Origin of the sequence: Cellulomonas sp. NPDC058312 (genome assembly GCF_042880135.1) — a bacterium.
Lineage (GTDB): Bacteria > Actinomycetota > Actinomycetes > Actinomycetales > Cellulomonadaceae > Cellulomonas.
Genome location: NZ_JBHVZE010000002.1, coordinates 702962 through 715843, shown reverse-complemented (window position 1 = coordinate 715843; position 12882 = coordinate 702962). Strand labels below are relative to the sequence as shown.

Annotated in this window: 11 protein-coding genes; 7 read left to right on the top strand and 4 right to left on the bottom strand. The window is 75.4% G+C overall.

Annotated elements, in window-relative coordinates; translation table 11 throughout:
• Positions 1 to 76: 76 nt before the first annotated feature.
• Together ACFVXN_RS07775 and trpD are read left to right on the top strand one after the other, a co-directional pair.
• On the top strand, positions 77 to 526 hold the full coding sequence (locus tag ACFVXN_RS07775) for a hypothetical protein (protein WP_389229815.1): 450 nt from the start codon (positions 77 to 79) through the stop codon (positions 524 to 526).
• Positions 523 to 1575, top strand: coding sequence for an anthranilate phosphoribosyltransferase (gene trpD / locus ACFVXN_RS07770; protein ID WP_389229812.1), 1053 nt, complete (start codon positions 523 to 525; stop codon positions 1573 to 1575). The genes ACFVXN_RS07775 and trpD overlap by 4 nt, the downstream gene beginning before the upstream one ends.
• A 274-nt stretch (positions 1576 to 1849) precedes the next feature.
• Here trpD and ACFVXN_RS07765 read toward each other — a convergent pair whose 3' ends face one another.
• Positions 1850 to 2131 carry an Lrp/AsnC family transcriptional regulator gene (locus ACFVXN_RS07765; protein ID WP_389229809.1) on the bottom strand — a complete coding sequence of 94 codons (282 nt, stop codon included), beginning with the start codon at positions 2129 to 2131 and terminating at the stop codon, positions 1850 to 1852.
• 7 nt (positions 2132 to 2138) lie between these two features.
• Positions 2139 to 4049: a DEDD exonuclease domain-containing protein gene (locus ACFVXN_RS07760; protein WP_389229806.1), complete on the bottom strand. Its 1911-nt coding sequence runs from the start codon at positions 4047 to 4049 to the stop codon at positions 2139 to 2141.
• Between the two features lie 88 nt (positions 4050 to 4137).
• Here ACFVXN_RS07760 and ACFVXN_RS07755 point away from each other — a divergent pair, with 88 nt between their 5' ends.
• Positions 4138 to 5454 (top strand): NYN domain-containing protein, encoded by a 1317-nt coding sequence (locus ACFVXN_RS07755; protein WP_389229803.1) that lies wholly within the window; start codon positions 4138 to 4140, stop codon positions 5452 to 5454.
• Positions 5455 to 5487: 33 nt separating this feature from the next.
• Here ACFVXN_RS07755 and ACFVXN_RS07750 read toward each other — a convergent pair whose 3' ends face one another.
• Entirely contained in the window at positions 5488 to 7299 is a 1812-nt protein-coding gene (locus ACFVXN_RS07750) for an AMP-dependent synthetase/ligase (protein WP_389229801.1), read from the bottom strand.
• A gap of 267 nt (positions 7300 to 7566) precedes the next feature.
• Here ACFVXN_RS07750 and ACFVXN_RS07745 point away from each other — a divergent pair, with 267 nt between their 5' ends.
• Positions 7567 to 8511, top strand: coding sequence for an ROK family glucokinase (locus tag ACFVXN_RS07745; RefSeq protein WP_389229798.1), 945 nt, complete (start codon positions 7567 to 7569; stop codon positions 8509 to 8511).
• 68 nt (positions 8512 to 8579) lie between these two features.
• Here the strand turns inward: ACFVXN_RS07745 and ACFVXN_RS07740 are convergent, their stop codons facing one another.
• Positions 8580 to 9227 carry a hypothetical protein gene (locus ACFVXN_RS07740; RefSeq protein ID WP_389229795.1) on the bottom strand — a complete coding sequence of 216 codons (648 nt, stop codon included), beginning with the start codon at positions 9225 to 9227 and terminating at the stop codon, positions 8580 to 8582.
• 94 nt (positions 9228 to 9321) lie between these two features.
• On the opposite strand from ACFVXN_RS07740, the gene ACFVXN_RS07735 reads away from it, so the two are divergent.
• From ACFVXN_RS07735 to ACFVXN_RS07725, 3 genes are all read left to right on the top strand, one after another.
• Entirely contained in the window at positions 9322 to 10113 is a 792-nt protein-coding gene (locus tag ACFVXN_RS07735) for a lysophospholipid acyltransferase family protein (protein WP_389229794.1), read from the top strand.
• A gap of 137 nt (positions 10114 to 10250) precedes the next feature.
• On the top strand, positions 10251 to 11471 hold the full coding sequence (locus ACFVXN_RS07730; RefSeq protein ID WP_389229791.1) for a pyrophosphate--fructose-6-phosphate 1-phosphotransferase: 1221 nt from the start codon (positions 10251 to 10253) through the stop codon (positions 11469 to 11471).
• Positions 11471 to 12823 carry a class II 3-deoxy-7-phosphoheptulonate synthase gene (locus tag ACFVXN_RS07725; protein ID WP_389229788.1) on the top strand — a complete coding sequence of 451 codons (1353 nt, stop codon included), beginning with the start codon at positions 11471 to 11473 and terminating at the stop codon, positions 12821 to 12823. The genes ACFVXN_RS07730 and ACFVXN_RS07725 overlap by 1 nt, the downstream gene beginning before the upstream one ends.
• The last annotated feature ends 59 nt before the right edge of the window (positions 12824 to 12882 follow it).

Below are 12882 nucleotides of genomic sequence, written 5' to 3'. Positions count from 1 at the left end.
CCGGGGGTCCGCGGCGTGCCAAGATGCAGGGCAGGGACGCGCGCGAGGCGCCCCGGACGCCCGACGAAGGACCGCGATGTCTGCAGAACTGGCCGCTGACCTGGCCGCCGACCGCCACGACGGAACCGTCGCGGCGCAGGGCCCCCGCATCCTGCTCTACAGCGACGACGCCGACACGCGCGCGCAGGTGCGCCTCGGCGTCGGCCGGCGGCTCGGCCGCGGCGCCCCGGACATCCGGTGGAGCGAGGTCGCGACGGCCGCCGCCGCGCTCGCGCAGGCCGAGACCGGGACGTACGACCTGCTCGTGCTCGACGGGGAGGCCGCCAAGGTCGGCGGCATGGCACTGGCGCGCCAGGTCAAGGACGAGGTGTTCGGCTGCCCGCCCGTGCTCGTGCTCACCGGCCGCCCGCAGGACGCGTGGCTCGCCGCGTGGTCCGACGCCGACGCCGTCGTGTCCCAGCCGCTCGACCCCGTCGAGCTGCAGGCCGCCGTCGCCGGGCTGCTGCCCGCGACGCCCGGCGCATGACGACCGGCGTCACCTGGGCCGACCTGCTGACGACCCTCGTCGAGCGCGGGGACCTCACCGAGGCCCAGACCGGCTGGGCCATGGACGAGATCATGTCCGGTGAGGCGTCGCCGGCACGGATCGCGGGCTTCCTCACCGCGCTGCGGGCCAAGGGCGAGACCGTCACCGAGCTCACCGCCCTCGCCGACCGGATGCTCGCGCACGCACTGCGGTTCGAGGTGCCCGGCCGGGCGGTCGACATCGTCGGCACCGGCGGCGACCGCGCCCACACCGTCAACGTCTCGACGATGGCGTCCGTCGTCATCGCGGGCACCGGCGTGCGGGTCGTCAAGCACGGCAACCGTGCCGCGTCGTCGTCCTCCGGGTCGGCGGACGTCCTCGAGGCGCTCGGCATCCGGCTCGACCACACGCCCGCGCGCGTCGCCGAGCTGGCGTCTGAGGTCGGCATCACGTTCTGCTTCGCCCTGACGTTCCACCCGGCGATGCGGCACGTCGCCGTCGCCCGCCGCGACCTCGGCATCCGCACGGTGTTCAACTTCCTCGGCCCGCTGACCAACCCCGCGCAGCCCGCGGCCGCCGCCATCGGCGTGGCCGACGAGCGGATGGCCGGGCTGGTCGCCGGGGTGCTCGCGCGCCGCGGCACCGACGCCCTGGTGTTCCGTGGCGACGACGGCCTGGACGAGCTCGCGCCGACCGGTACCGCGCGGATCTGGCACGTCGAGGGCGGCGAGGTCGCGGAGCACGCGCTCGACCCGGTCGCCGACCTCGGGCTCACGCGTCTGACGGTCGCGGACCTGCGCGGCGCGGACGCGGAGTTCAACGCCGGCGTCGCGCGTGCCGTCCTCGCGGGGAAGAACGTCCCTTCTCGGGAGACCGTGCTGCTCAACGCCGCCGCCGCGCTGGTCGCGGACGGCAGCCTGCCCGGCACCGGTGCGTCCGGCGGCGACCTCGTCGCCCGCCTCACGGCGGGGCTGGAGCACGCGCGCCGCTCCGTCGACGAGGGCGCCGCGGCGGACGTCCTCGCCCGCTGGCGCGCCGCCTCCGCCTGATCCACCCGCCGCGCCCGCCGCGCACCCGCCCCGCGCGCCGCGCACCCACCCGCCCCGCGCTCGCCGAGACCGGAGTCCGCGCGTCCACGCCCGCACCTCCGCAGCGGCGTGTCCTGTCACCGCGCCACCCGCCAACCCCGAGTCGACCCCGACGAGAGGTCACGACATGCTGGGTGACGGGACCGCGGGGCGGCGTGTCGTGACCCCTCGTGGGGGTGGGTGGAGCGCTGCGCAGCGGGAGCTGGTCGCGGGCCCGGCGCTGACCCGCCCGGGGTCAGTCCTCCAGGCCGAGGGCGAACGCCTGGTCGAGGTCGTGCTGGGAGTACGTGCGGAACGCGATGAAGGTCTGGGTGCGCTCGACCCCGGGGACCTTGCTGACGCGGTCGGCGATGATGTCGGCGAGCTCCTCGTGCTCGCGGACCCGGACCATCGCGATCAGGTCGACGCCGCCGGTGACGGAGTAGACCTCGCTCACACCGGGGATCTCGGCGATGGCGGCGGCGGCCTCGGGGATGCGGGCGGCGTCGGTGTCGATGTGCACGATGGCGGTCAGCATGACGCCATCATGCCGCGCCGGCGGCTCCCGTGGCCGGGTCCTGGGTCCGGTGCGTCCCACGGGCTGCCTCGGCGGTGAACCGGATGTCGCGGCCGGCGCTGCCGTCGAGGTGGCCGGTGCCGTCCAGCGGGTCGTCGAGCACGTCGAGCGCGCTCTCGACCGCGGCCTCGACGGGGGAGTGCGCCGCGACGGCCTCGGCGGGGTCGGTCCGCGCCTGGGCGGACTGCACCGGGTACGCCCAGGGCTCGCTGACGCTGACGATCCGCACCCCGGGCCGGCCGAGCCACGCGAGGACCAGGTCGGCCTCCTCCGGGTGGCCCGCGGGTGCGGGCGGGACGGGTGCGGGTACGTGCTCGCCGGTGACGCGCAGCGAGTCGATCGCGGGCTGCGGGTCGGTGCGCGGCGGGACGAGCGCGGTGCCCGCGAGCCGGCCGTGCCGGACGAGCACGACCTCCCAGCCGCCGACGTCGGTGCGCCGGGCGGCGACGAGCTCCGCGCAGGACGCCAGCGGGGCGAGCCGCTGGGACCGGGCCGCGCCACGCAGGAACGCCGCGAGCCGGTCGCGGACCCCGGCGGCCTCCTCGAAGCGCTCCTGGCCGGCGAGCGCCCGGATCCGTCCCGCGTGCGCGTCGACGACCTCGGCCGGGTCGGTGAGCATCGCGCCGCGGACCCGCTCGATCGTCGCGGCGTACTCGGCCGCGGCCTCGGGGCGGACGCACGGCGCGCTGCACCGGCCGATCTCCGCGAGGTGGCAGGCGGTGGCGCCGGGCGCCGGGACGAGCGGCAGCCGGGTCGTGCAGCGGCGGATCGCGAACGCGTCGTGCAGGGCCTCCAGCGCGGTCTGGGCGGCACCCCGGGAGGCGAACGGGCCGATGTGCGTGGCGTCGGCGCGGACGTCGCGGACCACGGACAGGCGGGGGAACGGCTCGGCGGTCAGCCGGATCCACGGCATGCGCTCGGGGGAGCGGGAGCGGCGGTTGTAGCGGGGGGAGTGCTCGGCGATCAGCCGGAGCTCGCGGACCTGCGCCTCCAGCGGGGTCGCGCACACCACCGGCGTCACGGCGTGGGCGATCCGCACCATCTCCCGCATCCGGGAGCGCTTCTCCGCCGCGGTGAAGTACGAGCGCACCCGGGTGCGCAGGGAGGTGGACGTGCCGACGTACAGCACCTCGTCCTTCGGGCCGCGGAACAGGTACACGCCGGGGGCGTCGGGCAGCCCGTCCGCGAGGGTGCGCTTGCGGCGGACGTCGGCGGGCACCGGGTCGGACGCCGTCGCGAGGTCCTCGAGGTGCGTGATGCCGAGGGGCGCGAGGCGGCTCAGCAGGGCGTGCAGCACGTCGACCGTGGCGCGCGCGTCGGCGAGGGCGCGGTGCTCGGGGGTCGTCGTGGCGTGGAACAGGGCGGCGAGCGTGCCGAGCTTGTGGTTGGGGGCCTCGTCGCGGGTGACGACCCGCCGAGCCAGCCGCACGGTGTCGACCACCGGGAACGCGGGCCAGTCGTGCCCGGTCGCCGCGGCGGCGGCCTTGAGGAACCCCACGTCGAACGGCGCGTTGTGGGCGACCAGCACCGACCCCTGCGCGAACTCGAGGAACGCCGGCAGGACCGCCTCGATCCGCGGGGCGCCGATCACCATCGACGTGGTGATGCCGGTGAGCACCTGGATCTGCGCGGGCACGGGCCCGCCGGGGTCGACGAGGGTCTGCAGCTCGCCCAGCACCTCGCCGCCGCGCACCTTGACCGCGCCGATCTCCGTGATGGCCGAGCTCCCCGGCGCGGCACCGGTCGTCTCGAGGTCCACGACGACGAACGTCACGTCCGACAGGGGCGTGCCGATGTCCTCCAGCGTCACCTGGACCGGGCGCCCGGTGAGGGGCGGCGCGGGCTCGGGACGCAGGGGGACGGGGGACCGGCGGGACATGACCGGCACGCTAGCGGCGGGGTCCGACACGCCCGCGCTCCCGCCGGCCCGGCGCCGGCCACGGGGGGCGACCCCTAGGGTGGCGGACATGCCCGCCCCCGTCCCCGCCGCCGTGCGCACCACCGTGCTGGCGCTGGCCGCGGACGTGCTGGGCGCGCTCGACGGCGCGGCCGTGCCGGTGCCGCTGCGCGCCGTGCGCCGGTTCGCGCCCCGACGACGGGCGGACGCGGGCGCCGGGCCGCTGTGGACCGCCGTCGAGCAGGACGACGCCTTCCGCGCGAAGGTCGCCCGCGCGTGGTCGCAGGCGCACCCGGCCGCCGCCGCGACGCTGCTCGCCCCGGACGCCTCGGACGCCCCCGTGGCCCCGGACGCCCCCGACGCCCCCGACCCGCTCACCCTCGCCGTCGGCGCCGTGCTGCTCCGCCCGGACGGCTGGGCGGAGCGCGTCGCGGCCCTCGTCCCGGCCACGCCCGCCCCGGACCACAGCCAGGCGCAGATGCCGTCCGGCACGCACCCCGCCCGCGCCGAGCGCGGCGACGCCGAGCTGCGCCGCCTCACCGCCCGCGTCGCCGCCGAGACGACGCGCGCCGACGCCGCGGAGGCGGAGCTGGCCGCGCTGCGCAAGGAGCTGCGCCGTCTGCGCTCCGACGCGGACCGGGCGCGCGCGGAGGCCCGGCGGTCCGCCGAGCACGCGGCCGACGTCGCGGCGGCGGCGGAGCGGGTGCACGCCGAGTCGGCGCGCGTGCGTGCCCAGGCCGATGAGGACCGCCGTCGCGCGGACGACCTGGCCCGGACCGCCCGTGCGGACGCCGCCGTGCTCCGCGAGCTCGCCGAGGTGCGGGTGCGCCTGCTGCTCGACACCGTGGTCGAGGCCGGCGCGGCGCTGCGCACCGAGCTCGCGCTGCCCCCGGCGGGGAGGATGCCCGCGGACCTGGTGGCCCCGGAGCACGTGCCGGCGGCGGCCCGCCCCACCTCGCGCGGGCGCGGTGCCGACGACCCGGCCCTGCTGGACGAGCTGCTGGCGATGCCCCGGGCCCACCTCGTCGTCGACGGCTACAACGTCACGAAGCTCGCCTGGCCCGACCAGTCGCTCGCCGAGCAGCGGCGGCGCCTGGTCGAGCGGCTCGCCAACCTCGCGGGCCGCACGGGTGCCGAGGTGACCTGCTGCTTCGACGGCCAGGACGCGCCGCCGGAGCGCGCGCCGTCGACGCCGCGGGGTGTACGGGTGCTGTTCTCGTCGGGGGAGATCGCCGACGACCTGATCCGCCGCCTCGTGCGCGCCGAGCCGACCGGCCGGGTGGTCGTGGTCGTCACCAGCGACCGCGCGCTCGGGGCGGACCTGGAGGCCGCGGGCGCGCGCGTGCTGCCGTCCGCGACCCTCCTGGCGCGGCTCGGGCGGGTCTGAGGCGCGCCAGGAGGGTCGTCGGCCGGCGTCGCGTCAGCCCGCGTGCTCCTCGCGGTAGATCGCCTCGACGTCGGTGGCGAAGTCCTTGAGCACGTGGGTGCGCCGGACGCTGAGCTTCGGCGTCAGGTGCCCGCCGGCGATCGTGAGGTCGCGGTCCAGGATCCGGTAGCGGCGGATCGACTCGGCCCGGGAGACCGCGCGGTTCGCCCGCTCGACGCCCTCGTCGATCGACGCGATCACCTCGGGGTCCACGGCGGCCTGCTCGACCGTCAGCGCGGGCCGCCCGTGCGCGGCGCACCACCCGGGCAGCCCCTCGGCGTCGAGCGTGACGAGCGCCCCGATGTACGGCCGGCCGTCGCCCACGACGACCACCTGGCTGATCAGCGGGTGGGCGCGCAGCCGGTCCTCGAGCACCGCCGGGGCGACGTTCTTGCCGCCCGCGGTGACGATGATCTCCTTCTTGCGGCCGGTGATCCGCAGGAAACCGTCCTCGTCGAGGGACCCGAGGTCGCCGGTGCGGAACCAGCCGTCGTCGAACACCTCCGCGGTGGCCGTGGGGTTGTGGTGGTAGCGCGTGAACACCTGGGGGCCGCGGACCTCCACCTCGCCGTCGGCCGCGATCCGCACGGACGTGCCGGGCAGCGGCGGCCCGACGGTGCCGATCCGGGTCTTCGTGGGCAGGTTGACGGTGGCGGGGGCGGTCGTCTCGGTCAGCCCGTAGCCCTCGAGGATGCGCACGCCGATCCCGCGGAAGAAGTGCCCGAGCCGCTCGCCCAGCGGCGCGCCCCCGGAGATCGCCCACTCGATGCGGCCGCCCATCGCCGCGCGCAGCTTGTGGAACACGAGCCGGTCGGCGAGGGCGTGCTGGGCGCGCAGGGCGAGGCCGGGGCCGCCGGCGTCCTGCGCCCGCGAGTACGCGATCGCGGTGCGGGCGGCCCAGTGGAAGATCTTCAGCTTCCCGCCGGCGGCCGCCTTCTGCTCCGCGGAGTTGTAGACCTTCTCGAAGACCCGGGGCACCGACAGGATGAACGTCGGCTGGAACTCGGCGAGGTCGGTCAGCAGCTGCTTGGTGTCGGGCGTGTGCCCGAGCACCGCGCCCGCCGGGACGCACAGCACCTCGACGAACCGCGCGAACACGTGCGCCAGCGGCATGAACAGCAGCGTCCGCGCGCCGGGCGTCGCGACGACCTCCCCGAGGCCCTCGACCGCGTTGCGCGCGAGGACCGCGAAGTTGCCGTGCGTCAGCTCGACGCCCTTGGGGCGGCCGGTGGTGCCCGAGGTGTAGATCAGGGTCGCGAGGTCGTCGCGGCCGGCGTACCGGGCCCGCCGGTCCAGCTCGTCGTCGGGGACACCCGTCCCGGCGGCCTCGAGGTGCGCGACCGCGCCGTCCTCGATGACGAGCACGTCCCGCAGCAGCGGCGCCTCGGGGCGCACCTCCGCGACCGTGGCGGCGTGCGCGGCGTCCTCGACGACGAGCAGGGTGACCTCGGCGTCGGTCAGGATCCAGTGCACCTGCTCCGCGGACGACGTCTCGTAGACGGGGACGGGGACCGCGCCGGCGCGCCAGAGCGCCCAGTCGAGCAGCGTCCACTCGTAGCGGGTGCGGGACATGATGCCGACGCGGTCGCCGGGGGCCACACCGAGCGCCGCGAACCCGCGGGCGACCGCGCGGACGCGGCGGTCGAAGTCGCGCGCGCCCACGGTGTGCCAGGTGGTGCCCGTCCCGGGCGTCTTGTACTCGATGAGCGGGCCGTCGCCGGTGGCGTCGACGCGGGCGTCGAGCAGGTCGAGCAGGTTCTCGCGGGGACCGGCGTCGACGAGCAAGGGGGTGCTGAACTCCTCCATGTCTGGCTCCATTGTCAGAGGTCGGAAGGTTCTGCGCAGCATAAGGGACCAAGGTCCCGGATGCAGGGAACGGGTCGCGACGTCACCCGCACGTGCGTGCACCGGACGGCAGGGCGCGCTGGGAGCGTGTGCAAGGACGCCTGGTTTGCACGCTAGCGTGGGGGCGCACGCGCGCAGGGCTGCCGCCGGCGCCCGGTGCGTCCATCCCCGGGACCGACGGCCCGCGCGCGTGCGTGACGCAGAACTCTGACGCGGAAGCAGGGCAGCATGCACGCCATCGGTGTGGACATCGGCGGGACGAAGATCGCCGCCGGTGTGGTCGACGAGGACGGCCGGATCATCGCGAAGACGCGTCGTGACACCGACCCGCGCGACTCCGCCAGCGTCGACCGCGGCGTGATCGAGGCGTGCCAGGAGCTCGCCGAGCAGCACGAGGTCGGGGCGATCGGCCTCGCCGCCCCCGGGTTCATCGCGGCCGACCAGGCCACGGTCCTGTTCACCCCGAACCTGCCGTGGCGCGAGCACCCCCTGCGCGACATCGTCGCGAAGGAGATCGGCGACGAGGTGAAGATCGTCGTCGAGAACGACGCGAACGCCGCCGGCTGGGCCGAGTTCCGGTTCGGCGCCGCGCGGGACGTGCAGGACATGCTCATGCTGACCATCGGCACGGGCCTGGGCGGCGCGCTCGTCGTCGCCGGCAACCTGGTCCGCGGCGCGTGGGGCGTGGCGGCCGAGGTCGGCCACATGCGCGTGGTCCCCGGCGGGCACTACTGCGGCTGCGGCCACGAGGGCTGCTGGGAGCAGTACGCGTCGGGCTCCGCGCTCGTCCGCGACGCCCAGTCCGCGCTGATCACCCAGCCCGACCGCGGCGCGCGGCTGCGCGAGCTCGCCGGCGGCGACGCCGACGACCTCACCGGCCCGCAGGTGACGCAGGCCGCGCAGGAGGGCGACCCGCTCGCCGTCGAGCTGCTGGCCGAGCTCGGCCGGTGGATCGGCGAGGGCTCTGCGTCCGTCGCCGCGCTGCTCGACCCCGCGATCGTCGTCATCGGCGGCGGCGTGAGCGCCGCGGGCGACCTGCTGCTCGCCCCGGCTCGCCGGGGGTTCCTCGACCAGCTCTCCGCCCGGGGCCACCGCCCGGAGGCCACGTTCGCCCTCGCCTCGATGGGCAACGACGCGGGCATCGTCGGCGCCGCGGACCTCGCCCGCCGCTGACGGACGCCGCCGGCGCGGTCGCACCACCGCGCCGTCGGCGCGCTCGGACCACCGCGCCGTCGGCGCGCTCAGACCACCGCGCCGTCGGTGTCGTCGTGGTCGTCGTCGCGCCGGTGCGGCATCCGCCACAGCAGGACGCCCAGACCCAGGAGCAGCACCACACCGGACGCCTGCAGGACCGCCGACGGCGCGTCACGCCACGCCACGACGACCACGAGCCAGAGCAGCGGCACGCCGGCGACCGCCAGCCACGCCATCGTCAGCAGCGGGTCGCCGCCGAGCACCGGCCCCGGCTCGGGCGGGGAGAAGCGCTCCGCCGCGTCGACCTCCCGCTCGGCCTCGTCCATCCGGTCCGTGGCGTCCCAGTCGCGGCCGGTCGCCCCGACGCCCTCGGCGCCGGTGGTGGGTGGGTCGTCGTCCCGGCGTGCCGGCCGGACGACGCGCCGGTCGGTGACCCAGGGCGCGACGGGGTAGGTTACGGCGGGACCGGACGCGGTCCGCGGGTCGTCCTGACCCACGGGCCCGGCCGCGGGATCCGCCGGGTCAGCACTCCCGGGACGGGCCCCGGTGCCCGTGTCTCCGAGCAGGTCCGCCACGATGGCGGCCCACTGCTCGTCGGACACGCGCGCGTCGCCGGCCCCGCCGGGTACCGCGTCGCGCTCCTCGTCCCCGTCCGGGGCGGGGTCGTCGGCGGGGTGGTCGGGACGCGAGGCCATGGCAGCACTCTAGAGTCGGCTCCGAGCACACGGCACGAGCACAGCGCACGGGGACGACGCACAGCGGCCCGCGACGAGGGCGAGAGGTGGCAGGTTGTTCTACTGGTTGATGAAGCGGGTCCTGGTGGGCCCGTTGCTGCACCTGCTGTTCCGTCCCTGGGTGCGCGGCGCGGAGCACGTGCCGAGCAGCGGCGCCGCGATCCTCGCCAGCAACCACCTGGCCGTCGTCGACTCGTTCTTCCTGCCGCTGGTGCTGGACCGCGAGATCGTCTTCATCGGCAAGAGCGAGTACTTCAGCGGGCGCGGCCTCAAGGGCCGGCTGACCGCGGGGTTCATGCGCGGCGTCGGCACGATCCCGGTGGACCGCAGCGGTGGCAAGGCCTCCGAGGCGGCTCTGCGCACCGGCCTGAACCGGCTCGCCGAGGGCAAGCTGTTCGGCATCTACCCCGAGGGCACCCGCAGCCCCGACGGCCGCCTCTACCGCGGCAAGACCGGTGTGGCGCGCATGGCCCTCGAGTCGGGCGCCCCGGTGATCCCCGTCGCGATGATCGACACCGACAAGGCCCAGCCGCTCGGCCAGCGCCTCCCGCGCCCGCGCCGGATCGGCGTCGTCATCGGCGAGCCGCTCGACTTCAGCCGGTACCAGGGCATGGAGAACGACCGGTTCATCCTGCGCTCGGTCACCGACGAGATCATGTACGCGCTCATGGCCCTGTCCGGCCAGGAGTACGTCGACATCTACGCGGCGACGCAGAAGGCCCGCATCGCCACCGGCCACCCCGCCGCCACCGGCCCCGCCGCGCCCGAGCCGACCGCCCCCGGCGGCCGTGCCGTGCCCGATGTCCAGGTTCCGGTCCCGCCTGAGGACCCGACGCCGTCTCAGTAGGATGACGTCAGACGCGTCCGCGCCACCGGTGCGGACGCACCCCGGACCTCGGTCCCGGGTCCGGTCCGTCCACGTCGCCTTGAGTGACGTGCGGGCTGGGAACGCCCAGCTGTGCAGTTCAACGAGAGGTGTGTCTCATGTCGGTTCGTCGCGTCGCGCTCCTGACCGCGGGTGGCTTCGCTCCGTGCCTGTCCTCGGCCGTCGGTGGGCTCATCGAGCGGTACACCGAGATCGCCCCCGAGGTCGAGATCATCGCGTACGAGCACGGCTACTACGGGCTGCTCCGCGGGGACAAGATCGTCATCGGCCCCGAGGCGCGGGCGCAGGCCGGGATCCTGCACAAGTTCGGCGGCTCGCCGATCGGCAACTCCCGCGTGAAGCTCACCAACGCGGCCGACTGCGTCAAGCGCGGCCTCGTCCAGGAGGGCCAGGACCCGCTGCAGGTCGCGGCCGACCAGCTCAAGGCCGACGGCGTCGACGTGCTGCACACCATCGGTGGCGACGACACGAACACCACCGCCGCCGACCTCGCCGCGTACCTCGCGGACAACGACTACGGCCTGACGGTCGTCGGCCTGCCGAAGACCATCGACAACGACGTGGTGCCGATCAAGCAGTCGCTCGGCGCGTGGACCGCCGCCGAGGAGGCCGCCGGCTTCGCCGCGAACGTCATCGGCGAGCACCGCTCGGGCCCGCGCATGCTGATCGTGCACGAGGTCATGGGCCGGCACTGCGGGTGGCTGACGGCCGCGTCCGCCGCCGCGTACCGCACGTGGCTCGACGCCCAGGAGTGGGCGCCGGCGCTGGGCCTGACGCGCGAGCGCTGGGACATCCACGCCGTCTTCCTGCCCGAGCTGGCCCTCGACATCGACGCCGAGGCCGCGCGCCTCAAGGCGATCATGGACGAGCAGGGGAACGTCAACATCTTCCTGTCCGAGGGCGCGGGCATGCACGAGATCGTCGAGCAGCTCGAGGCCTCCGGCGCCGAGGTGCCCCGCGACCCGTTCGGCCACGTCAAGCTCGACACGATCAACCCGGGCCAGTGGTTCGCGAAGCAGTTCGCGGAGAAGCTCGGTGCCGAGAAGGTCATGGTCCAGAAGTCCGGCTACTACTCGCGCGCCGCGGCCGCGAACGCCGAGGACCTGCGCCTCATCAAGTCGATGACCGACCTGGCGGTCGAGTGCGCCCTGCGCGGCGAGGCCGGCGTCATCGGCCACGACGAGGAGGACGGCGACCGGCTCAAGGCCATCGCGTTCCCGCGCATCGCCGGCGGCAAGGCGTTCGACGTCGCGCAGCCGTGGTTCGGCGCGCTCCTGGAGGGCATCGGGCAGCCCCTGGTGCCCGCGACGGCGCACTGATGAGCGTCGAGGCCGACCCGGCGGTCCTCGCCGGGCTCGAGGCCTGGCGGGACCTGCCGGTCACCCAGCAGCCCGCCTGGCCGGACGCCGACGCGCTGCGGCGGGTGACGGACCGGCTCGCCGGGCTGCCACCGCTGGTGTTCGCGGGGGAGGCCGACGCGCTGCGGGCCCAGCTCGCGGCCGCCGGTCGCGGGGAGGCGTTCCTGCTCCAGGGCGGGGACTGCGCCGAGACGTTCGCGGAGGCCACGGCCGACAACATCCGCGGGAAGATCATGACCGTCCTGCAGATGGCGGTCGTGCTCACCTACGGCGCCAGCCTGCCCGTCATCAAGATGGGCCGGATGGCCGGGCAGTACGCCAAGCCGCGGTCCTCGGACTCCGAGACCCGCGACGGCGTGACGCTGCCCGCGTTCCGCGGCGACATCATCAACGGCTTCGAGTTCACGCCCGAGGCCCGGACGCCGGACCCGCAGCGGCTGCTCGAGGCGTACCACACGTCCGCCTCGACGCTGAACCTCATCCGCGCGTTCACCACGGGGGGCTTCGCGTCCCTGCTGCGGGTGCACGAGTGGAACCGGGGCTTCATGGCCAACCCGGCGTACGCCCGGTACGAGGAGATCGCCGCGGAGATCGACCGCGCGATCCGGTTCATGGCCGCGTGCGGCGCCGACTTCGACGCCCTGCGCACCGTGGACTTCTACTCGAGCCACGAGGGCCTGCTGCTCGACTACGAGCGCCCGCTCACGCGGATCGACTCGCGGACCGGGCACGCCTACGACTGCTCGGCGCACTTCCTGTGGATCGGGGAGCGCACCCGGCAGCTCGACGGGGCGCACGTCGACTACTTCAGCCGCGTGCACAACCCGCTCGGCATCAAGCTCGGGCCGACGTCGACCGCCGACGACGCCCTGCGCCTGATCGACAAGCTCAACCCCGACGCCGAGCCGGGTCGGATCACCTTCATCACCCGCATGGGCGCGAGCAGGATCCGTGAGCTCCTGCCCGCGCTGGTCGAGAAGGTCACCGCCGACGGGCGTCCCGTGACCTGGGTCTGCGACCCGATGCACGGCAACGGCATCACGTCCGCGTCCGGGTACAAGACCCGCCGGTTCTCCGACGTGATGGACGAGGTCGCCGGGTTCTTCGAGGTGCACCGCGCCCTGGGCACGGTCCCCGGCGGTCTGCACATGGAGCTCACCGGCGACGACGTCACCGAGGTGCTCGGGGGTGCGGAGGAGATCGACGACGCGGGCCTGGCCCGCCGGTACGAGACCCTCGTCGACCCCCGCCTGAACCACCAGCAGTCGCTGGAGCTCGCGTTCCAGGTCGTGGAGCTGCTCCGCAAGAGCTGACCCGCCCGGCTGACGACGACGCCCGCACGACCCCCTCGGGGTGGTGCGGGCGTCGTGCT